The organism is Paracoccus sp. SSJ (genome assembly GCF_030234105.1).
In the GTDB taxonomy this organism is placed as follows: Bacteria; Pseudomonadota; Alphaproteobacteria; order Rhodobacterales; family Rhodobacteraceae; genus Paracoccus; species Paracoccus denitrificans.
The window spans coordinates 49836-71482 of record NZ_JASSPE010000017.1 but is presented as its reverse complement, the minus strand read 5'-3'; the positions used below and the strand labels follow the sequence as shown (position 1 = coordinate 71482).

The 21647-nt window shown below is 62.7% G+C and carries 25 protein-coding genes and 1 tRNA gene; 10 read left to right on the top strand and 16 right to left on the bottom strand.

All coding sequences use genetic code 11. The features are described from left to right. Positions 1-26: 26 nt before the first annotated feature. Positions 27-1202 (bottom strand): GT-B fold glycosyltransferase domain-containing protein, encoded by a 1176-nt coding sequence (locus QPR87_RS17525; protein WP_502921621.1) that lies wholly within the window; start codon positions 1200-1202, stop codon positions 27-29. 884 nt (positions 1203-2086) lie between these two features. On the opposite strand from QPR87_RS17525, the gene QPR87_RS17520 reads away from it, so the two are divergent. From QPR87_RS17520 to QPR87_RS17490, 7 genes are all read left to right on the top strand, one after another. Continuing rightward, the gene (locus tag QPR87_RS17520) at positions 2087-2287 is read left to right on the top strand and encodes a CsbD family protein (protein WP_011749846.1); all 201 of its coding nucleotides are present in this window, start codon (positions 2087-2089) and stop codon (positions 2285-2287) included. Between the two features lie 201 nt (positions 2288-2488). After that, entirely contained in the window at positions 2489-4906 is a 2418-nt protein-coding gene (gene lon / locus QPR87_RS17515) for an endopeptidase La (RefSeq protein WP_285050624.1), read from the top strand. A gap of 70 nt (positions 4907-4976) precedes the next feature. After that, positions 4977-5270, top strand: coding sequence for an HU family DNA-binding protein (locus tag QPR87_RS17510; protein ID WP_104494022.1), 294 nt, complete (start codon positions 4977-4979; stop codon positions 5268-5270). Between the two features lie 56 nt (positions 5271-5326). Next, positions 5327-5401 (top strand) — tRNA-Val (locus QPR87_RS17505). Positions 5402-5534: 133 nt separating this feature from the next. Continuing rightward, the gene (locus QPR87_RS17500; protein WP_285050623.1) at positions 5535-5699 is read left to right on the top strand and encodes a hypothetical protein; all 165 of its coding nucleotides are present in this window, start codon (positions 5535-5537) and stop codon (positions 5697-5699) included. Positions 5700-6187: 488 nt separating this feature from the next. Then, positions 6188-6568 (top strand): hypothetical protein, encoded by a 381-nt coding sequence (locus tag QPR87_RS17495; RefSeq protein WP_285050622.1) that lies wholly within the window; start codon positions 6188-6190, stop codon positions 6566-6568. 92 nt (positions 6569-6660) lie between these two features. Then, positions 6661-7209: an HNH endonuclease gene (locus QPR87_RS17490; RefSeq protein ID WP_285050621.1), complete on the top strand. Its 549-nt coding sequence runs from the start codon at positions 6661-6663 to the stop codon at positions 7207-7209. Here QPR87_RS17490 and QPR87_RS17485 read toward each other — a convergent pair. The 10 genes from QPR87_RS17485 to QPR87_RS17440 all read right to left on the bottom strand — a co-directional run bounded on the left by QPR87_RS17485 (position 7206) and on the right by QPR87_RS17440 (position 13994). Continuing rightward, positions 7206-7412 (bottom strand): hypothetical protein, encoded by a 207-nt coding sequence (locus QPR87_RS17485; protein WP_285050620.1) that lies wholly within the window; start codon positions 7410-7412, stop codon positions 7206-7208. The genes QPR87_RS17490 and QPR87_RS17485 overlap by 4 nt on opposite strands. Positions 7413-7559: 147 nt before the next feature. Beyond that, positions 7560-7751, bottom strand: coding sequence for a hypothetical protein (locus tag QPR87_RS17480; RefSeq protein ID WP_285050619.1), 192 nt, complete (start codon positions 7749-7751; stop codon positions 7560-7562). A gap of 1 nt (position 7752) precedes the next feature. Beyond that, positions 7753-8379, bottom strand: a complete 627-nt coding sequence (locus tag QPR87_RS17475) for a glycoside hydrolase family 108 protein (RefSeq protein WP_285050618.1) — start codon at positions 8377-8379, stop codon at positions 7753-7755. 207 nt (positions 8380-8586) lie between these two features. After that, positions 8587-8856, bottom strand: a complete 270-nt coding sequence (locus tag QPR87_RS17470) for a hypothetical protein (protein WP_285050617.1) — start codon at positions 8854-8856, stop codon at positions 8587-8589. Positions 8857-8891: 35 nt separating this feature from the next. Next, the gene (locus tag QPR87_RS17465; RefSeq protein WP_285050616.1) at positions 8892-11279 is read right to left on the bottom strand and encodes a hypothetical protein; all 2388 of its coding nucleotides are present in this window, start codon (positions 11277-11279) and stop codon (positions 8892-8894) included. A 64-nt stretch (positions 11280-11343) separates the two neighbouring features. Continuing rightward, a complete protein-coding gene (locus QPR87_RS17460) occupies positions 11344-11517 on the bottom strand; it encodes a hypothetical protein (RefSeq protein WP_285050615.1) in 174 nt (57 codons plus the stop codon). Then, entirely contained in the window at positions 11514-11723 is a 210-nt protein-coding gene (locus tag QPR87_RS17455) for a hypothetical protein (RefSeq protein WP_285050614.1), read from the bottom strand. The genes QPR87_RS17460 and QPR87_RS17455 overlap by 4 nt, the downstream gene beginning before the upstream one ends. Beyond that, positions 11723-12778 (bottom strand): hypothetical protein, encoded by a 1056-nt coding sequence (locus tag QPR87_RS17450; RefSeq protein ID WP_285050613.1) that lies wholly within the window; start codon positions 12776-12778, stop codon positions 11723-11725. The genes QPR87_RS17455 and QPR87_RS17450 overlap by 1 nt, the downstream gene beginning before the upstream one ends. Positions 12779-12831: 53 nt before the next feature. After that, positions 12832-13125: a hypothetical protein gene (locus QPR87_RS17445; RefSeq protein WP_285050612.1), complete on the bottom strand. Its 294-nt coding sequence runs from the start codon at positions 13123-13125 to the stop codon at positions 12832-12834. Then, positions 13122-13994 (bottom strand): phage antirepressor N-terminal domain-containing protein, encoded by an 873-nt coding sequence (locus QPR87_RS17440; protein WP_285050653.1) that lies wholly within the window; start codon positions 13992-13994, stop codon positions 13122-13124. Before QPR87_RS17440 ends, QPR87_RS17445 begins: the two co-directional genes overlap by 4 nt. Positions 13995-14241: 247 nt before the next feature. On the opposite strand from QPR87_RS17440, the gene QPR87_RS17435 reads away from it, so the two are divergent. Genes QPR87_RS17435 through QPR87_RS17430 form a run of 3 tightly spaced genes read left to right on the top strand, consistent with a single transcriptional unit; the run spans position 14242 to position 15081 of the window. Then, positions 14242-14517, top strand: coding sequence for an Arc family DNA-binding protein (locus QPR87_RS17435; RefSeq protein ID WP_285050611.1), 276 nt, complete (start codon positions 14242-14244; stop codon positions 14515-14517). Next, positions 14517-14843 (top strand): Rap1a/Tai family immunity protein, encoded by a 327-nt coding sequence (locus QPR87_RS23670; RefSeq protein ID WP_350310461.1) that lies wholly within the window; start codon positions 14517-14519, stop codon positions 14841-14843. Before QPR87_RS17435 ends, QPR87_RS23670 begins: the two co-directional genes overlap by 1 nt. 19 nt (positions 14844-14862) lie before the next feature. After that, complete coding sequence (locus QPR87_RS17430; RefSeq protein WP_285050610.1) at positions 14863-15081, top strand: hypothetical protein; 219 nt, start codon at positions 14863-14865, stop codon at positions 15079-15081. Here QPR87_RS17430 and QPR87_RS17425 read toward each other — a convergent pair. From QPR87_RS17425 to QPR87_RS17405, 5 genes are read right to left on the bottom strand one after another with little or no spacing between them, the layout of a single operon-like run. After that, positions 15032-16684 carry a hypothetical protein gene (locus QPR87_RS17425; RefSeq protein WP_285050609.1) on the bottom strand — a complete coding sequence of 551 codons (1653 nt, stop codon included), beginning with the start codon at positions 16682-16684 and terminating at the stop codon, positions 15032-15034. The genes QPR87_RS17430 and QPR87_RS17425 overlap by 50 nt on opposite strands. Beyond that, positions 16681-18489 (bottom strand): phage tail tip lysozyme, encoded by a 1809-nt coding sequence (locus QPR87_RS17420; protein ID WP_285050608.1) that lies wholly within the window; start codon positions 18487-18489, stop codon positions 16681-16683. The genes QPR87_RS17425 and QPR87_RS17420 overlap by 4 nt, the downstream gene beginning before the upstream one ends. Continuing rightward, positions 18489-19703, bottom strand: coding sequence for a tail fiber domain-containing protein (locus tag QPR87_RS17415; protein WP_285050607.1), 1215 nt, complete (start codon positions 19701-19703; stop codon positions 18489-18491). The genes QPR87_RS17420 and QPR87_RS17415 overlap by 1 nt, the downstream gene beginning before the upstream one ends. Positions 19704-19707: 4 nt before the next feature. Then, entirely contained in the window at positions 19708-20091 is a 384-nt protein-coding gene (locus QPR87_RS17410; RefSeq protein ID WP_285050606.1) for a GNAT family N-acetyltransferase, read from the bottom strand. Next, the gene (locus tag QPR87_RS17405) at positions 20088-21647 is read right to left on the bottom strand and encodes a hypothetical protein (RefSeq protein WP_285050605.1); all 1560 of its coding nucleotides are present in this window, start codon (positions 21645-21647) and stop codon (positions 20088-20090) included. The genes QPR87_RS17410 and QPR87_RS17405 overlap by 4 nt, the downstream gene beginning before the upstream one ends.

Genomic DNA, 21647 nt, shown 5'->3' with positions numbered 1-21647 from the left:
GGCGCATCCCCGGCCCGCAGCCGCCGTCAGCGCAGCCAGAGGCCGGCCTTCTTCAGGATCTGCCGCGTCCGCCCTTCGATCAGTGGGGCGCGGCGGTCGAACATGGGGCGGATGCTGTTGCGCCCCACGCCCTCCAGCACGATCTTCCTTGCCGGCTCCCATGCTTCGGCCAGCGGTCCCAGGCGCGGATCGCGCAAAAGTGCCTCGACCGTCTCGACGGCATGGTCGCTTTCCCGGGCATAGAGCAGGGGCAGATCGCGGTAATGACAGGTCACGTCGCCGTCGAGACCGGCCAGACCTGGCCCCGGGCGCCCGCCGCCAAGCGCGTGGATCACCAGCGGAAGCGCCACCTGGTCCAGCAACACATCGAGCTTCTGGCAGGCCAACGCCTCGCCCGGATCGGTGCGGATCGCCAGCGTCCAGTCCAGGAAACGCCGGCCGAACTCCTGCGGATCGGCGCCGAAGAACCAGCCGGCATTGAAATAGAGGTAGCGCTCCCAATGCTCGTCCGGGTGGCTGCGGTCCAGCGAGCCTTCGTAATCCAGCCCGAAACGGTCATAGAGCGATTTCCAGATCGCGCCGTAGCCTGGACCGTAGAGCGGCGGCTCGGGCCAGGTTCCGGTCCGGCGCATCGAGGCCGAGGGGCGCGAAAAGTCGAAGGGCAGCCGGTCCAGCGGTCCCGTCACCAGCGTATCGCTGTCGAAGAAGATGAACGGTTCATGCGGCGGCAGGACCGCCAGGGCCTCGATCTTGTTGCCGTAGGGATAGCTGGCGCCGAAATGCCGGGCGGCAAAGGGCAGGATCTCGGCGTCGAAGCCGGCAAGCGCGTGGCGGATGGCATCGGGCATCAGGGTCTGCGTGCCGGCCCAGGCGCCCTCGGGCCGAGGCTCCGCGACGATCAGCCGTCCCTGCCAGTCCGGGGCATGGCGGCGCAGGCTGGCGGCGAACAGCACCGCCTCCATGCCCAGGCGCATGCCCTGCCCGACCAACAGGATATTGAAGGAAGTTGCCTGTGCTGGGGCGGGGTCGGCTGCCAGAACCCCGGCGGCCGCATCGGCCCTGCGCCCCTTGCGTTCGGCCTGGCGGGCCTGGCGTCGCGCCTCGCGCTCGGCTCGGTTGGCCGCCTGGCGCGCGGCCCTTTCGGCCGCCCGGGACACGGGGGACATATCCCTCTGGTCCTGATCCTTGCCCTCGTCCGTCATGGCACACCTATCATGCGAATCTTTACCGCGACAGGTCTTAGCAACAAGACGGCATCTCATTCCAGAGATGAATTCAGATTCCCGTATTCAACCTGAATGCGAGAAAGCTCGAAAACAGGCACCGTAAACACGTCTGAATTGTGCGGGCAGGAAAAATTCGCAATGAACCTCACCAAAAAGGCAGGTTCCCGCTAAACGGCTTTCATTGCAGGGTTAGTTTCAGCCGTTGAACGATTTCCACTTTTACAGGTTCGGCAAGACCGGGTGAGACGTGGGCACCGTCCTCACCCGGTCACTCTAGACCTCAAATTTGACATTCCGCCAAAGACTTGTCGATCACTTCGACAAAGCCATGGCGCTTTTCCGCCGATGCCCTAAGGGAAAGTTTCGTTAAATGATCAGATTTACCGGCCAAACCAACGGGAATTGCTTGGCATTCCCCCATGGCGTGCATTTGGTAATATGGATCGCCCAAAAGATGATCTCGGAAAATGCGCACGACTTGCTGCGAACCTCCGAAAATCGCTCTGGAACATGGCCGGCCGGAACCGCCGATTCCCGCGCATCCGGGCCATGCCACCTCGCCCTGTAAGGGCGGTGGATGCAGCCGCAACCCCGTCGAAGCATCGGAATTCGGCAATAGCGCTCTTCGGAGGGCGCGGGATCGCCGGGCAAGGCCGGCCGGCTCGGCCGAAGCGGATTCTTGCATTTTCCCTGCCCGGGATTTTCCCCTTCCGGATCAGGCCGCTTCGGCCGGGATGCCGGCGCGCCAGGCCATCGGGGACCGATCCGCGACAGGATTTCCGCATCGGCCCGGGAACCCCCGGCCCGGAACGGGTGTTCAATTCCCATATGCAAATGCAATCCGATCGAAAGGAGAGCCGATGAACTGGGATATCATCGAAGGCAAGTGGAACCAGCTCAAGGGCAGCGTCAAGGAGAAATGGGGCGATTTCACCGATGACGAATTGACCGAGGTCGCGGGCAAGAAGGATAAGCTTGCCGGCAAGCTTCAGGAAAAATACGGCTGGACCAAGGAAAAGGCCGACGAGCAGATCAACAGCTTCTTCAAGGACAAGGTCTGAACGCGTCAATCACCCAGGTTAGACGACTGCCAGGGCCCCCGGTTCGCGCCGGGGGCTCTTTTCCATCCGCCAGCCCAGGAACAAACGACGAACCAATCCCCCATTGAACCTCCTGCGCCGGCTTCCTATCTTGTCAGCCAGCAGGGGGCGCAGACTGCCTGTCTTAGGGGTTGCGCCTCTTGGCGAGAAAGGACTGATTCCATGAACGAATTCGCCCAAACCACCCATCCGGTCCTGCCCTTGCGGGATATCGTGGTGTTTCCGCACATGATCGTGCCGCTGTTCGTCGGGCGCGAGAAATCGGTGCGGGCGCTCGAAGCCGTGATGGAACAGGATCGCCCGATCCTTCTCGCAGCGCAGAAGGATGCCGCGGTCGATGAGCCCGCCGCCGATGGGATCTTCCGCACCGGCGTGCTGGCCAATGTGCTGCAACTGTTGAAACTGCCCGACGGGACCGTCAAGGTTCTGGTCGAAGGGCGCGAACGCGTGCGCATCACCGAATTCGTGCCGAACGACGCCTATTTCGAGGCCCGCTGCGAAACGCTGGCCGAGCAGCCGGGCGACGAGGATACGCTGACCGCCCTGACCCGCGCCGTCGCCGAGGAGTTCGAGCGTTACGTCAAGGTGCGCAAGAACATCCCCGAAGAAGTCGTCTCGGCCGTGGCCGAGGCGCGCGATGCGGAACGCCTGGCCGATCTGGTCAGCGGCCATCTGGGCATCGCGCTGGACAAGAAGCAGGAACTTCTGGAAACGCTGGTCACCGCCGAGCGGCTGGAAAAGGTCTATGGCCTGATGCAAGGCGAGATGTCGGTCCTGCAGGTCGAGAAGAAGATCAAGTCCCGCGTCAAGACCCAGATGGAGAAGACCCAGCGCGAATACTATCTGAATGAGCAGATGAAGGCCATTCAGCGCGAGCTGGGCGACGGCGAGGACGGATCGAACGAGATCACCGAGCTGGAAGAAAAGATCCGGCAGACCAAGTTCAGCAAGGAAGCCCGCGAAAAGGCCGAGGCCGAGCTGAAGAAGCTGAAGTCGATGTCGCCGATGTCGGCCGAGGCCACGGTCAGCCGCAACTATCTCGACTGGCTGCTGTCGCTGCCCTGGGGCGTCAAGTCGCGTATCCGCAAGGACCTCGGCAAGGCCGAGGAGGTCTTGGATGCCGATCATTACGGCTTGGAAAAGGTCAAGGAACGGATCGTCGAATACCTGGCGGTGCAGAACCGTTCGGCCAAGCTGAAGGGGCCGATCCTGTGCCTCGTCGGCCCTCCGGGCGTCGGCAAGACCTCGCTGGGGCGTTCGGTGGCGCGCGCCACGGGCCGCGAATTCATCCGCATCAGCCTTGGCGGGGTGCGTGACGAATCCGAGATCCGCGGCCACCGCCGGACCTATATCGGCTCGATGCCCGGCAAGATCATCCAGGCGCTGAAGAAAGCCAAGACCACCAACCCGCTGATCCTGCTCGACGAGATCGACAAGATGGGCCAGGACTTCCGCGGCGACCCGGCCTCGGCCATGCTGGAGGTGCTGGACCCCGAACAGAACGCGACCTTCGTGGACCACTATCTGGAAGTGGAATACGACCTGTCGAACGTGATGTTCGTGACCACGGCCAACAGCTACAACATGCCGGGGCCCCTGCTCGACCGGATGGAGATCATCCCGCTGGCCGGCTATACCGAGGACGAAAAGCGCGAGATCGCGCGCCAGCACCTGCTGCCCAAGCAGATCAAGGCGAACGGGCTGCGCAAGGGCGAGTTCTCGGTGACGGACGAGGCACTGACCCATGTGATCCGCTACTACACCCGCGAGGCGGGCGTGCGGTCCCTGGAGCGCGAGATCGCCAAGCTGGCCCGCAAGGCCGTGACCGATATCCTCAAGGGCAAGGTCAAGACGGTCGAGGTCACGCCCGAGAAGGCCGAGGAATACCTGGGCGTGCGCCGCCATCGCTATGGCCTGGCCGAAAAGGACGACCAGGTCGGCGTGGTGACGGGCCTGGCCTGGACCCAGGTCGGCGGCGATCTGTTGCAGATCGAGGCACTGAAGCTTCCGGGCAAGGGCCGCATGAAGACGACCGGGAAACTGGGCGACGTAATGAAGGAATCGATCGACGCCGCGTCCTCCTTCGTCCGCTCGATCAGCCCCCTCATCGGGGTGAAGCCGCCGAAATTCGAGACGGTGGACATCCATGTCCACGTCCCCGAAGGCGCGACGCCCAAGGACGGGCCTTCGGCGGGGGTCGCCATGGTGACCTCGATCGTCTCGGTGCTGACGCAGATCCCGGTCCGCAAGGATGTCGCCATGACCGGCGAGGTCACCTTGCGCGGCAATGTGCTGGCCATCGGCGGGCTCAAGGAAAAGCTGCTGGCGGCGCTGCGCGGGGGCATCAAGACCGTGCTGATCCCGGCCGATAACGAGAAGGATCTGGCCGAGATTCCGGCCAATGTGAAGGAAGGGCTGAAGATCATCCCCGTCAGTCATGTGCGCGAGGTCTTGCAGCACGCGCTGGTGCGGATACCCGAACCCATCGAATGGGACGAGGCCGCCGAGGAGGCGGCCGAGGCCACCCGCCTTGCCGCGACCCGCGACCAGGGAAGCGGCGGCGCGGCGGTCGCCCACTGACACCGGAACCGCGCGGGCCATCCCGCGCGGTTTTTTCTTGACCGAGGCTCCAACAGAAAGGAGTTCGCTCATGGCAAGATCGGAGGGGAAACCGGAAGGAAAAAGCATCGCCGAGCCGGAACCGGCGAAAGTTCTGCAAAAGCGGCAGCTTCTGGCCCAGGTGGCGCGCCGGACCGGCCTGCGCAACAGCGAGGTCAAGGCTGTGGTCGAGGCGACCCTGGCCGAGTTGGACGAGGCCATCGCCGCAGGCATGACGCTGGCCCTGCCACCGCTTGGCCGCGCCCGGATCAGCCGGCGCAACGACAGTTCCGGCGGCGAGGTCATCACCCTGCGCCTGCGCCGCCGCGCCGCCGACGAGGCGTGATTTTTCACCCGAATCCTCTTGCAGCCCGCCGCGGCTGCGGCTATCTAGCGCGCATCGGGCGATTAGCTCAGCGGTAGAGCGCTTCGTTCACATCGAAGATGTCAGCGGTTCAAATCCGTTATCGCCCACCATTATTTTCAACGACTTAGGCCAGCGCATACGAAGCGCGCATAAGTCGATTGAACCTTCCCCTGCGGACGCAATCACAGAACTCGCGCAATTCAGCGCGCGATTCTCCACGCCCCACCACAGAGGAAAGACCCCATGACCAGAGCGCAAGGATACGAGCTTATCGGCATCGCATGGCTGTTCTTGGCCGCCTATGACCGCCCCTTGGATATGGGGTCACTGGTCTATTTCTGCGCCGCGCTCTGGGCGTTCTGGCGTGCTGCTGACGCCGCTTTCCGTAGCCCCACCACAGAGGAATGACGCCATGAGCCGGCGCTGCGATGGGGTCACCCCGCCAGACTATTACCACGCCCCCCTGTGGCGCCCGCAGACTGACGGCTGGTCGGCCATTGCGTGGGACATGGACGATCACTGGATGACGACAGCGGAGTGGCTGGCGTGGCAGAGACGTAAGGGAGGCCCGCGCGTCTGGGACGGCAGGCGATGGCATTATCCGCTACGCACACAGGTCATGCTGCGAAGAGTATGGCTGCAATCAACGAGGAAGGTTCGGAAGCTCCCACCCCACCCCCGAGACCAGAAGGAGAGGACATGAGCGACTGGCAACCGATTGAGACGTGCCCTGACTATGGCGATCCGTTCATCGCGACATATCGGAATGAGGATTGGCGGTGGGTGCCGGCGATCTGCGTCTTGTCGGATCGGATACGCACCACTGCCGGCGAGGAGTTCCCAGCCACCCACTGGGCGCCGCTTCCGAAGCCGCCCCAGCCCCCGGAGGACGCGCGATGAGTGACGATCTGATTGAACGGCTGCGGGACTTTACCGAGGAAGATGCCTACGCCATGCCATGGACTTTCGGCGCGGTCGTCCGAGAAGCCGCCGACGAACTCGCCCGCCTCCGCGCCGAGGTGGAGAGGCTGAAATGGGAGCGGGACGTTTGGCGCGAGAAGATGGACCTTGCGCTGAAATGTGAGCGAGATGCTCGCGCCGCCCTGTCCGACGAGCGGGCGCATGCGGACGCGCTGGCGGGGGCGGCTTATGGGCTGGACAGCCACGCTGTAGCGATCCACGACGCAGACGGAAAACGCTACAGCGTCAGGGCCATGGATTACGCACGGCTCTTTGACACTCTCGCTCAGCACAAAAAACGCAGGAAAATCACTTGAGTTAGCGATTCGTTCCTGCGAAAATTAGGCAGCCAACCAAGGCATCTCACCTCCTTGGCTGGCCTAACCATAACGAGCGATAGGAGCGCCCGATGGCTACCAAGCCCTTACCCTCTCCGGATGTTCTTCGTCAACTTCTGTCCTATGACCCTGAGACAGGCGCGTTGACTTGGAAGACGCGCGGACCCGAGTGGTTTAAAACAGCTAGAGATTGCAATGGCTGGAATACTAGATTTGCCGGGAAGCCCGCATTCTGCACATTAAACGGCTGCGGTTATCTCAACGGAACAATCTTTGGGCGCACTGCAAAAGCCCACAGGGTGGCCTTTGCGATATATTATGGCCGCGATCCGATTGGAATGGTCGACCATTCAGACGGGGATAAGCGCAACAATAAAATATCCAATCTCAGAGAGCGCAACCCGTCTCAAAACGCAAGAAATTCAATAATTTCATCAAGAAATAAAACAGGATTCAAAGGGGTTAGCACGACGCCAACAAAAAGGGGCTATCTGTCTCACATCCAAAGCAACGGAAAATTGACTTACCTTGGAAGGTTTGATAGCGCCGTGGACGCAGCGCGCGCTTACGATGCTGCGGCATTAAAACTGCACCGCGAATTTGCCAAGCTAAATTTTTAATGCCCAGCGCATCCAACGGCCCGCTTGTCCAGCAGCATCAGCCCCGTGCGCTTGCTCAGGGGCCCGCCGTCCATCAGCAGCGCATCAGCATGGGCGCGTGCCGCCTCGGACGTCCCTGCGCAGACCGCGCTATCGCTTTGCGTGGTCGCGCAAGCGGCGGTCAACATCAGCGTCAGAAGCGCTGTCCACGTCATTGCCCGCATGATCGATCCTTTCCCTTGTCTCACGATAGGCCGCATCCTCTCGCGCCTGTGCGTCCGCCCTGCCCCGTGACCGGCCCTTGAGCCATGCGCCGAGGATAGCAACGAGGGCCAGCCCGAGCGCAGCGAGCCAGCCCTTGATCCGGGCGATCATGTCGGATCGCCGCGCTTGCGGGCGACGAGATAGACGCCCTCGGTGATGGCCGCGATGCCCATACCCAGCAGGATTGCCAGATCCGGATCATTGGCGATCTGGTAGCCGGTATCGGGGCCGAGCATGCCCCAGCCGACGAGGATGCCGGCGATGTAGCGCAGGACGATTCGGGCAACGAGTTGGGGCATGTCACTTCCCTCCGGACATGGACTTGAAAAGCGCCAGAAGCGCGGCGATGATGCCCGCTGACGGCGCCGCAGGCTTGGTGGCGTTCGGCGCCGTCACCTTCGACATGGCTATTGCCGTCTCGCGCACGCTTTCCACGCGGATCGACCAGCCCTTGCCGTAGGTCGGCCAGAGCAGCTTGCCGGTATCCTTGTGTTTGGTCGTCCGAAGCCATGCCAGACGCGCGCTGCACGCCCGATCGATCACCGCCTCGGGGTGCGCCGCCTTTGCTGCAGCTAAGGTCTGCGGCCCGATCTTGCCGTCCACCGTGACCCCGACCGCGGTTTGCAGCCACTTCGCGCCGCGCGAGACGCCGCTGTTGACCGCTCCATCGAAGGCCACCAGATCCAGCCCGAGGGGCAGGTCGTCGCCACGCACCGGGTTCCAGTAGTTCTGGCGGTAGATGGCGCGGACCTCACTGTCAGGGATGGCGCGCAGTTCGGCCTTGGTGACGGCCCGGCCCTTCCACGCGCGGTAGGTGCCGATGGTGATACCTTTCATGGTGGCCCCGCCGGGGTCCTTGGGGTCGTCGGCCCATCCGCCCTCGCTCGCCAAGACGTGCGAAAGGCAGCGGTCAAAGTTGGTTTTCATGTCGTCCTCGTGGGTTGCAGCGCCTTCCAGCGGCGATGGATGCGGGCGCAGTGCTGAAATTCGCCGAATGCGAGGTCGGCGCAGAACATGAACACCGCCCGCCACCGGCTGGGAGGCTGGCGGTAGACGCGGCTGCACAGCGGTTCTGACGCACTGCCGCACAGGGCGCGGTTGATCAGGAGAGAGGCAGCCCACCAGCGGGTCACGTCATTCCCTCCGGTTGACCGCCGCATAGAGACGGTCCAGCGTGGTCTTGATGCCGCTCAGAGCTTCCTCGATCCGGGCTTGCAGGATGGCCTGCGCCTGCGCCTGTTGCTCGATACCGCGCAGCCTCGCCTCGTGACGGTCCAGCCGGTCGGCGTGGTCCTTGGTCCGCAGGTCGATCTTGCGGCTCCACCAGATGACGCCGACGATAGCCATGATCTGCGTCCAGCCGGACTGGATCAGGCCAAGCAGCCCGTGGGGTGTGTCAGGCATGCCGCCTCCGTATTTTCGTGGGGGTCAGGGGTGGCTCAATAGCCCGTATCGAGCCGCAGCCAGCCGCCGTCTGTGGCGACTTTGAGCGTCACGTCCTCGTTGGTGCCGAGAGTGGTGCTGGTGGTGGCGTTCAGGGTCGGAATGCCGGGTGAGCCAGTCGCGAACATCATGGAAAAGGCGTCAATCGCCTTGTCCCCTGATTTCTGTTCGACGACCACATGCGCGAGGTCCGACACCGAAACCGTGGGCGCCGCGACCATATCCAGCCAGGACAGGCTGAACCGCGCCGTGCTGGCCGCGATCTGGTTGCCGCCCGTGATGCGGACAGGGCCGCCACCGTCCCGCAGCGCCTGCCACAGATAGCGGTTGTCTGGCGTCTGATCTTGCGAGCCGCTTTCCCACGGCGCATCGTTGCCGATCCAGACCGACCAGCCGACCAGTTGCGACCCCATCCACTGCCCGGCAATCGCGCCCGTGGTCAGGCGGATTTCGACGCTGGTGACGTTGACCAGATCGGCCCCGAGGTCGCCCACCTCGTAGAACAGCGTTGCGCACCACGGCCCGGTCACATGATCAGGGACGCGGGGATAGGTGACGAGCGGCGATGTGGTGATGTTGCTGCCGTTGATGCGCAGTTCCAGATCGATCACAGGCGGCGCCCCGATACCGTAGACGCGCGAGACGATCCCGCCCGCCCGATCCAGCAATGCAGCGATCCGACGCGCATCCGAGCCGACATGCACTTGCTCAATCCCGGAGTTGGCCTTGGCCGCATCGGTCGCCAGCGTCAGCCCATGCGTTGCCCACGGCAGTATCCCGCGCTCGGCCTCCGACAGCGGCGCCCATTGGGCGGTGACGTTCGGGTTGTCATTGCCGGGACGCAGGCGGATGCGATCACATGCAGGCGTCAGAGCGTTGACCGGCCCCCACGAGGTTCCTCGCCGCGACAGGCCGAACGCCCAATTCGTGATGACCTGCTTTGCATCGCTGGGCTGGCGAGCAGCAACCGGCACCTGCCCGATCCGCACCAGAGACGCCCGTGCCCCGCGCGAGGTGGACCTGCTTTCACCGGCCTTGAGGTAATGGACCCAGCGGCCTATCGGATCGGCCGGGCTGGGCGCGATACGAACGCTGTCGATGTAGCCGATGGCCCGCGCCGGCAGATCGGCCTCGCGCACGCGCGGCAGGCGCACGATATGCCCCGGATCGGCCCAGAGCGCAGCAGGGTCAATGCTGATCGTCATCAGGCAGTCGTTGATCGGCGTGCCATCATATGTGGACCTGTAGCACATAGCCAGATTGACCCGGCCACCGTCATACACGGCATGTATGGGGTTGCTGCCCAGCACTACACCCGTGTCTTGCCATGGCCCATAGGTCAGGCCATCCGAGGACAAAGACACCCACAGATTGTTGGCAGCGACGGGACTGGTTTCAACCCGGGTAAACATGGCCCAGCCGTAGCCAGGAACGCGCACCTGCACTTGCTCCGAGGGGTTGGGCAGCGTGCCGGGCAAGCCGTCCGCGTTGCGCAAGACGCTTTCCGCCCAGGTGGCGCCATTGTCCAGCGTCCGCAGCCGTTTCGCAGCGCGCGAGCCCGCATAGGTGCCGACCATCCAGTCGCCCGATGCCCCGGATGGCCCGCGCATGATCGCGCCGTGCACAAAATGATTGACGCTCAGCCCAGTAATCTCGGCGCAGGACCAAGCCATTCCCGAGGTCGCCGCAACGCCAGCGGGGAAGTTGTCGCACCAGATGAACCACTGCTTTCGCGTCGTGTCGCCCGTGGAAATCACGCCGCCGATCCGACCGTCATCCATGCGGCCAATCGCGGCAGCACGGATGCGCGGGTTGTCAGCGTCGGAAAAGATCGTGACACGCCAGCGCTCGGTCAGGCCGGCATCCTCATAGGCCACCAGATCGAGCCGTGAGCCGCGCGAGGCATCGTGAGAGGCCGACACCATCTCGCAGCGATAGAGCCAGTTCGTTTCGGCGTCATACCAGAGGCCGGCGTTCCAGAAGGTCCACGGGCGGTTGCTGTCCACAATGACCGCCTGCCCCTCGAAAGGTCGCTGTTCGCGCGGCGGGGCGCTGATGTAGTCGCCGCCCAAAAGAAAGACGCCGTTGACCGGGGCAATGTCGGTCGGAACTTCGCTCACGGAGTAGACGCGGCCCAGAAGGTCCACGGAGCGCCCCTGCTGCACGGACTCAAGCGCCGCCGTGTCGTCGGTAACACCATCGCCGGCAGCGCCCGTGCGCAAGGCGTTGAACGGCAGGCGGTCCTGGACTTCGGTTGCCTTCTCGTCTGCGTCTAGGGCAATGGGCAGGGCCTCTGCCCCCGGCCCATTGTCGATCTGGTAAGCGACTTCCTCGGCCAGTGGAGGAACCATGCTCAGGGAAATCAGCCGTCTCTTGTCAGCCATTGATGACCTCAATGCAAAAAGCCCCGCCGAAGCGGGGTCACGGCCAGCGGCCATGTCGGTTAAGTCAGGGTTCTTCCGGCTCGGGCAGGCCGATCACGATGAAGGGTGCTCCCAGATCGCTGATCACGATGGGAACGCCCAAGCCGTTCTCCGCGATCTGCATGCCGGGCGCGTTGCGCTCCACCGGCCGGACAGGCATTCCCAGACCGTTATCGGCAATCACAGCGGGGATGCTCATGCTTGCGGCTCCTGCGGGGCAATCTGCCCGTAATCGCCGCGCATCAGGCCATCCCATATATCGCGCATATAGTCAGGCTCTCTGGACCACGGTTCGATATTGCCATTTACAGCGGTGAAGTTGATCCATCCGAAATCTGGATGCATCCATTCAACATCAACGCTGGTTTCGCTCGACCAGCGCGGGTTTCTGATTTCGTAGCTCATCATGAAATCCTCAGCCAGTTCGTTGCGGCACCGTTGGGGCAATACCCGCAGCATTGCCACGTTCCCGAAAGAGCATCCGGCGACGATAATCCGCTATGGTCGCTGGGGCGAAGGTTTGACCCGCTCGTCGTAGCGCCCATTCCGATCAGGCTCCCATTGTTGACGGCAAAGACCACGCTGCCCACTTGTCCGGGCTGGATGTAGTTTGCCATCATGTCTCTGAACGCAGCTTGCGGCAGGCTATGCGTGTGCGTGTCGCCAGACGCGGTGTTCGTGCTGGTTCTCGTAATGCTGCTTGGGGTGCCCATTGCGATAGTGCGGTTCGCAGACAGATCACCGCCGCCCGTCAGCCCCGCCCCTCCGCTCACGGAGCGGGTGTTTCTGACGACAGTGTTGTCCACAGAAATTGTGCGATCCGCGCTCAGGGTGCCGCCGCCTTGCAGGCCGTCTCCGGCAGAAATCACCCTGCTTGTCCTGACGACCGTGTTATTCACAGCGACAGTGCGGTTTGCGCTGCCGTTGCCCCCGCCCGTCAGGCCATCTCCCGCCGTGATAGACCAGGACTGCTGCATATAGCGGGCATCACCGCTTTCGCGCCTGACTACATCGTTCGGGCTGGTAAGATCCGCGCCTCCGGTCATGAAGCGGTAAAAGCCCTGACCGCCCAAAGGGTCGGTGACGCGCAGGTAAACGAAATTTTCGTCGGCTGCACTGGTATACAAAAGGGCGCGTTCATCACCCGCGTTGTTCGACATGCGCAGGGCAGTGTAGTTCTGGATGGTGATCGTTCCGGTCACCGTCCCGCCAGACAGGGGCATGACCTGATCGTAGCGGGGGACATGGCTGCCAGACACGGCGGCTGCGATGCCCGTGATCCTGTTGCCGCCCATGGGCAGGTTGCCGGTCATGGGGGCCGTGCCGTTGCGCGGCAGGCTATCGGTCAGGGCCTGCGCAATGTCCTCAAGGGGCGGGTTGTGCTGGGACGGCTGGATGATTTCGCCGGAAGTGGCGAAGTAGCCGGATGGCAAGGTGTAGATACCGCCTGTGCGGGGCATGGCGTTTCTCCATGAAAAAGCCCCACCGAAGCGGGGCCAGTTGGGCAGTGATTTCAGGCCGCTCGATACCGTGCGATGGCCGATTTCAGACGGCGCTTGGCGTTGTAAGCCTTGCGCCGAGCGGCCTCGGAAGCGTCGTATTCGCCCTTCGTTTCGTCCATCATCGCGCCCCACTCCGGGGTATCGGGATTGATGTGCGCGATGCCGTTCCGCTCCTTGAAGTCCTCGTAGGCCGCATTCAGGTCAGCCTTTTCCAACGCGGCAAGGCGCTCCATTTCATCGGCCTCAATGGCGCGGTTGGCAATTTCGATCAGCTTGCCGATGTGATGTGACAGAACGTCCGTCATTCCGCCGCCTCCACCAGCTTGAGACGCCCCTGCCCCATCCGCTCGGAGCAATAGACGCGCACCTTGTGCAGCAGACCGTTATCCATGCAGAACGCGACGTTGTCCGGATCGTAAACCCGCGCCAACCTGCCGCCGAGTTCCGCGCGACCATTCCCACCGACCTGGCAGCCCATCTTGCTCAGCCGGTTCCCCAGCCACGTGGGGCCGTTCTTGAGGCGCGGCAAGCCATACTGCGCCCAGATCTGACCGGCGGTCATGCCGCGCCGGATCATCATGTTCTGTTCAGCCAGCCGGGCCGAAACCATCGGCTCGATCAGCGCAGGCAGAAGGTTCGCCAATTCCTCGCGGATCACGACGCCAGCGCACCGCTTGACGATACCGCCGATAGCGTTCCGGTCAGCGGCTGTAATCTCGTGGCTATCTGCCAGCTTCGCGCCGAAGAAGTGGTTGAACAGGGCGTCAGCGGCTTCGGTCTGGAACAGGATCACCCGAGCGCGGATTGCGTCGTCTTTAATCTTGTTCGGCTGGATGGTCGCAAGCCAGAAGTGGATGCGGTTCAGCGGAAGGGCCGTCACTTCTTGAACCCCACCGGCAGAAGGTATCTCCATTACGGAGACACCTTGGGCAAGAACCGGATGGCTCGACAGCTTCTTGTGCTGACCGCCCCAATCAAGCCCCATCCCCTCGACCACGGGCTTCATCGCCACCAGCGTGGTTTCCGGCGCATCGCCACGGCGCACAAGCAGGGTGGCGTCGTGGAACTGGATCGTTGTAAGATCATTCTTAGGCATGCTGATACCTTTCATCAGCGTGTTGAGGTTTGCCGCGTTAGCGCGCGGCGGCTTCACTTCCGGCAGCGGGGGCCTCACCGCCAAGTTTGCCCCCCGCTGCCTCCATCCGCTCCTTCACAGAACGGACGATTTCTGCGTTCCGGCTGGTGAAGTTCTCATCACCTACCTTGTCCAAGAAATCCGCTGCCCACTTCGGGAGCCGGACTGTCATGCGCACTTCTGCGTTCATAGCTTCTCCTTTCACGACACCAAACTAGTGTGACCCTATTTCAGTGTCAACAAGGAATCGGGTGACGAGACCCTAATTTGGTGCTAGGGCCGCAGCATGGCTAAGCAAGACGATTGGGCGCGCATTACACTCAGGCTTCCTCGTGAACTTCACGAGAAGCTCAATATTGCGCTGGACGAAACGAACCGCTCCATGAACGCGGAAATCGTGGCCCGGCTGACCGAAAGCCTTGAGCGCGACGATTTGATGCGAACCCCTGCGCCCGGAGGCGGTCTGTTCGGGATGCGTCCCAGAAGCCCGGAAGTGAACGAATTCGCCTCAGAAGTGGCTAGGATCTTGGCCGAGGAACTGGCGAAAACGGAGAGGAAGTGATGCGGTGGGGCGTTCTTGCGGTAGGGTTGGCGCTGGCAGGGCCGGCATGGGGGCAGATGATGTTCTACGATGGGAACAAGATCCTAGAATGGTGTGAAGCCTCCAGGCCGTCTGCATATTCATACGTTTCCGGCGTAGTCGACACCTTCAATTTTATAGGCACCAGGCCGGGCGAGAAGCCCGAGTTCTGCATTCCCCACGGGGCAACACTCAGGCAAATCACAGACACGGTATGCAAGCACATTGATGCATTCCCGGCCGCTCGTCATATCTCGGCAGCAGGTTTAACCCGAGGGGCATTGAACATCGCCTTCCCCTGCCCATGATCTGCGCTATATTGCGACAATGGACATCATCACCTTCGTAGCGGCCGGCGTTTTCCTCGGCAACATCCTGACAGCAGCGTTCATCTGGTCGATGAGCCGGGCGGCGAGATACAAGGACGAGAAGCAGATACCGGGATTGGTGTTTATGGGGCTATTGCTGCCTCTGGCCTTCATGCTGCTGGCATTCATTAGCGCGGGAGCGAGGCTGCCGTTCCTCGCTGCATTAGGGCTTCAATAAGCGGGCTGACCTGCGAACCAAGGCGAGGAACATCAGGCAGCCCACCGTTTGCGATCAGCGCCCGGACTACTTCTGCATTACGCATCGACAAGGCTTCGGCAGCCCGCCGCGAGCCCGCTGCAATTCCAGCACCAGCAAGGCCGCCAACCGCCCCTGCCGTCTGCGCGCCCCCGAGAATGGTGGCAAGCTGCCCGATGCCGCCGCTGAACAGGTTCAGGATGCGCTCGGGGGCGCTTCCGTTCACCACTCGCCGCATCATCGTCTTTTCCGATTCCGAGAAACTCCGCGCCAACCTCGGGTTACGCAGGATGCGCGCAAATTGGTTCTTGATTCCGCTCGACCCGCCAGAGAGATAATTCTGGCTGTTCTCAATGGCATCATCAATCATCTGGCTGCGCTTCATCTTACCCCAAATGTCGCGCGCGGTTTGCAGCATCTTGGGCAGTTCGTCAGCGTTACCGGCAACGACCTGATCGGGACGCAGGTTGGTAATGAAATCGTCCAGACCACCGATGGCGGTAGAGCCAAGCGCGCTTTCCAGCGGGTTTGCCAGATCGGAGGCAGGGGCACCGGCAATCTTGCGCAGCGTGTCGATTTCGCTGAACGGGACGCCGCCTTGCAATCGCGGATCGGTGGCAACATCGGTCAGGGTATCGGCCAGCGCGGCGGATTTCGGCGCCAGTTCGCGCCCGACGCCCTGGCGCATCCCGCCAGCCTTCATATCGTCCACCAGCGCGGATACGACGCCGCTGAACTCGCCGGGTTTCACCACCACGCCAGCATCGTCAATGGCCTTGTAGGCGGCGCGTCCCGCAGCTTTCAGTTCCTCTGTGGATGGGGCGTTTCGCGCGATCTGGCGCGCGGCGCGCGAGGCGGCATAGCGATCCATACCCTTCTGAGCCATGGAACCCAGCGCAGGGATTCCGGCACCGATTATCGCCCCAAGCCCACCCGCTCCAATTGCATCATTGGCTCTTTCCTTTGCCCCACCCTCACCAGCCAGGAAGCCATAGGCCCCCGACAACGCCCCGGTGACTCCGGCCGACTTCGCCATGCGCGCCGGAAGGCTGCCCGCCTGAGACGCCATTCCGACCGGCAGAGTCAGAGCGCCGACAATCTCGGATGCAGCCGACGATATGGGGCGCTCATCGCGACCGCGATCCAGCCGCGCCCGCTCACGCGCCAGTTCAGTCTCATAGCTGTTCGGTCCAAACAGGCTTGAACCTGCGGCGACAATCTCATCACCCGCGCCGAAGGTGAGGCCCTGAAATGCCGAGCGAGCCGCCGAACCCAGACCGCCGCCAGTGTCGACACTCCCATACAGCGAAGCCTCTGCTGGCGTGGCGCCTTTCATGATCTGCGCGATGGCTGCCTGATCGTTGGTCGACATGCCGGGGCTGGAAAACGACAGGCTGCCGTCCGACATGCGATATACCTTGCCGCCGTCTGGCGTTGTGGCGATCACCGGAGGGGCTTCATACGGGGCTGCAACCGGCGCCGGTTGCGATGCGAAGTTATCGCGCATCACTTGATCAATGGTAGCATCATCGGTCCCATCGGGGAATTCGATGATGCTGCCGTCCGGGGCTTCGATTTCGATCATTGCAAGCCTCCATCGGGCGTCCATCGGCGGCGAACAGGCTGGCCTTGCGTGGAAGTGGACGATTGCGACATTTGGCCCTTCCACGTCTGACGGAAAATCTGGTCACCCGCATCGGGGCCGTGAATGGTCCGCAGCAAGGTTCGGGTATAGTCGGCCAGATCGCGCTCGAAATGCGGCGATGACGGGTCAAGGGCGCCGGATTTATCGCGCAAGATTTTCAGGTCAGCATCAGAAGCGTTTCCGAGCGCGCCTCCGGTGGGCGAAGCCTGACGCATAGCATTGATGTTCTCAGACGACGCCATAGCTTTGAGAACGTCTGTCTGTCTCTGCACTTCTGCTGAGTCAGTCCAAGGAAGATTGCCAACAATGCCTTGCCCAAAGCTACCAAGAGCGCGGCTTTGCGCGGCCTGCAATGCGCGGTCTGCGGCGGTGACGACCGTATCCCCTGCCGTATCCGCCATGCCCTGCTTGAGCCCCTGCTGCTGGCTCTTATCTTCCGGGCCACCGGGAATCACCTCCTGGCTAACCAAGTTCCCCGCCTCGTCATACACGTTCCTGTATCCCGATGGCGGCGCGGGGTTCGTCCGATTGTCCAAGGCAACCTGCGGCTTGGTCACAGCATCGACAATGGCCTGAGCATATTCGGGCGTTCCAGGCATGATGCCCGCCGCCTCAAGGTTCTGCATCAACGTGGTTGGATCAATCGCCCTATCCGTGAGTGGCTGAGGTTGCCCCCCGGAAACGTCCCACCACTGACCGCCCTCAAATACCGGCGCGGCAGGTGCGGGATTTCGCATGGCGTCCAACTCAAACTGCGACTTCGCCAACTGCGCCTGATACATCGGGTCCAGCTGCCGCAACTGCTGCTCATAGGCCGCATTCTGCCGCTGCATCTCCTGACCCATCAGGGCTTGGATGACGGGGCCGTATTCTTGCTTCACCCAAGGGTCACTCAACGCCTCCACCAAGGCAGGGATGTTCGTTGATTGCGCCTGTTGACCCCCGCTAAAGGACGGCGCTGCGCCACCCAAATACGCCGCCTCACGGCGCGCTCGGTGTTCCTCGGCGGGGCGCAGGAAGTTGTTGACGATGGCAGCCGCCGCGGTCGGCGTGTCCTGTGCCGACAGGATCGACTGAGCCGCGCGGCTTTCCGGCCCCTGCAACTCGGTCATCAGGAAATCAAGCTGCGTGTTCATATCCGAAACCGGCGTCCCGCGCTGCGCTGCGAATGCCTCAAGCTGGCGGCGACGAGGGCCGGTCCATTGGGCCAGTCCGAAGCCGCCGCGCGAGCCGGGAACGATGGGATTTTGCTCGTTGATGCCGGGGTTCAGCCCGCTCTCGTCCTGAAAATTCAGAATGAACGCATCCGCGATATGCTCGGGCAACCCGCGCTCGACAAGGCCCTGGCGGATGATCGACCCATCGGGGGCGAATTGCGGCTGTTGCTGTTGCGGCATCATGGCAGACACGACCGGAGAAGCTGGCGGGGCGCTCGCATCAGGCGAGGCTTCAGCCAGCGCCGCTGCAACAGGCGATCCGCCGAAGTATCCAGACAGGGCGGGATTAGACCGGACCTTTTCCCTAGCCGCAGCAAGGCCCTCTTGCTCGGCGCGGTCAGCGTTCCTCATGTCATAGCCGGCCATGAGCCCCTGAACAACGCGACCGAGGCCCTGAGACCAATGGCCGACCGGCGAAAAGTCAACAGCCCCCTTCGCCATGACAGACGCGGCTTCGCGCTCACGCGCAACCTGCTCAGGCGTGAGCTTCTGACCGTTCCGGCCCCAAAAGAAGGGAGTGAGTGCCATTATGCCACCTTCGAATAGTCGACCGCAAGGAAGCCGCCTTCCGCCTCGAATGCGGCTTCCGGCACGTCTTGCGCCATCACGCCCATGTGGACCGGGCCGCCCCAGACATAGCGGTAGGTGTAGATCGGAACGCCGCCATCAGTGGTCCCGACCCGCTGAACATCGGTTTTCAGGCGCCGATCTGATAGCAACCCATATTTCATCGCGCCCATGCCCAAGGTTCCGGCTAGGCCGAAAAGCCCGCCCATCCCTCCGCTCGATGCTTGCAGGCGAGCCTGATAGTTATCGTTGATCATCCCAGTCAAATCGGTGCCCCCGACCTCGACTTTCGGCGTGGCGGCATAGCTCGGGGCCTGCACCTGCGAGGACGTAAGCAGCGCGTTCAACTCGTTGATCGGCTGATTGCGCGTGTCGAACAGTTCCTGCATGCCCTGTGCCCGGGACTGGTTGCCAAAGGCCGCCTCCCCTGCCGCTGCCGCATTCTGCGCCTGCTGGGCCCCGAGGCCGAAAAGACCCTGCTGGGTGAGCGCATCATTGCCGAATTGCGCGGCCTGCCGGGCCATCTCGACCATGCGCTGCTGTTCCTGCCCGCCCGCCAGAAGCGTTGCCAGGCGCGCATCGGTGTTCTGGCGCGTCAGCCGCTCCATCTCGGAATTCCAAGCGGCAGTGCCTTCCTTGATGCCCTTGTTCGCCAGCGTGGCCCGTAGATTGGCCTCCTGCGACGACCTGTCGCCCGCCGTGCGTTCCCACAGCGCATCCTCATACCGCTGCCTGTCGGCGCTGAAATCGTCAGCCCCGGCATAGCTGGTTGTCAGACCAAGATCGCCGTTGAAGGTCTGGTTGTAGTTCGACCCGAAGTCGCCTTGCAGGGCGGGCAGCCCGGACGTGTCCAGAGGCTGGCCTAGCGAGCCTCCGAGCGAGCCGGAAAGCTGCTTCGCGAGGTTGGCTAGGTTGCCTTGCGCTGCGGTGCCGGCGTCATAGATGCCCTGTTGCTCCGGGGATAGCGTGGTCGTCTGCGTGTAGCGCGGCACCTCGATAGGCTTGCCGTCCGGCCCCATGATGGAGACAGTTCCGCTCTGGGCGTATTCCACGCTGCCCCACGGCCCATATTGGTTGGTCGTGTTCATCGACATGTTGGCCGCAGCCGTGCCGATGTTCGCGCCCATCTGGGCTTGGGCGGTATCGTATGGATCGGGTGCCTTGGGTGTTTTCACCGGATCAACTCCTGAACTTGTATTCGTCGGCCAGCACGCCGATCACGATTCCATCCCGTCCGGGACCGAAGTAGCTGCGCATGACGCCCTCCCGGACACCGCCGAGACGTTCGGCCAGTCGGGCAACCGCCTCTTGTTCGGTGGTGAACCCCATCCGGCTGCATTCCATCTGGCGAAACACGTAGTCGCCAACTGCGCGGAAAAACGCCCGGTCCCAGCCCTTGCCCGCTACCGTCACCTCTACCGAGGCCCCCGTGAAGCAATTGAACACGGCTCCGGCGACAATCTCACCGCCCCTCTCGATCCCGAGGAAGGTGAACGGCGGATAGATGAATGAGCCGGTGCGTTCCGCGACGAACTGACCGACCCGATCATCGGTGACGATCACGAGACGATCCCGCAGATTTCAAATGTCGCAACCAGCCGGATCAGTTCCACATCGGTCGGCGTGATATCCCCGCTCGTCACCTGAAATGCGACCGATACGTCCCGCCCCGACCCGCCGAGCGATACCCACCGCCCGGTGACAATCTCGCCCGCGCTATCACCCCACAGAGCCGCGCCCCAGATGCCGCTGCCCCAAGTGGACGACTGATCGGTCAGGTAAGCATCCGGCGCGGGGCCGGGGTTCTTTTCAAAGTCGAATACCGCCGTCAGTTTCTCGACGGCCTTGTATCGAGACCGCTTGGTAGCCGAGGCGTTCCGGGCAATCTTCCGCGATGCCGGGCTGCCCAGATCCTCGAACAGTGGTATGCAAACCCCGGTATAAGGAGCGCCATCGTCTGCCCCGGTTATGTTTCCGATCCAGACATTGCCATCCCGGTCCCCGAAATGAAGCTGACCGTTGAAAACCTCCATGGACGCAATGTCCCAGGTCGTGAACCGGCACCACGCCCCGGTATTGCTGTTTGCCACAAGGCATACCGGGCTGTAGTTTACGCCACTCGGCGGCGACACGATCACCATCTTGCCCTCGGGCCAGATCATGCATCGCCAGTCGACCATGCCGCGCAGGCTGACGGCCTCGGTCCAGGCTTCCTCAATCGGATAGCTGGCTGCGGTCGACCCGAGCGCCGCATAATCGCGTTTCGACGCCTCTGCTAGGCTGACCAGACCAACGGAGGTAGCAATCAGGAGATCGCCACCCGCGCGGACGAAGCCTTTTGCCCCCATCGGTTCACCGATGCGATACTGCCCGGCCTTGTTCCAGTCAGCGGCCGCACCCGGATCGATGCCCTGATACGCCAGAACTTCGCCTTCGGTCGAAACGAACACGCATTGATCAGACAGGCCGCCAGAGCCGCCGCTGGTCAGGGACCATGACTGGCCCCAGACCAAGGAACCCCCACGGGTGAACACGCCACCCAGAGGCATTTCCTCCAACTCTCCGACAACCACGTCAACCGGCAGATACCACGCCGAAAGGCTGTCCTTCTGAACGAACCAGAGGCGGCTGGCATAGAGCCAGACATAGGACAGGTCGGAAGCCGAAAGCGTTACGCCGCTGGGGAACGTGATTCCCGATCCAAAATCGGAAGCGGACATGAAGTCGGTGCCGTCATAGATCCACGGCTCGTCAACCCCGTTCACCCCGATCAGGAATGTCCCGCCGCTGGTCGTGATCTGCTGCACATGCCAGTTTCCGTTGGTGCCGTCCGAATATACGGATGCCGGAGAGGACGTGGAGACGTTGAAAATCTCGCCGCCAACAGATGCAAACAGTTCCGACTGAGCCCCGGAGACATAGCGGAACATCGACAGGACCGGACCCGAGCCGATGCTGTATCGCTTTTCAGCGCCGCGACGCAGGATAACCCCGGTCGACGTGGGAAAGAAGTTGTCCAGAACAGCAGCGCCGGGCGGCAGTTTCGGGTCGCGGCCAATGGCAAGGGAGCGGTTAGCGATCCATCCGCCCACCGGAGCCGGAAAATTGGCCGTTTCCAC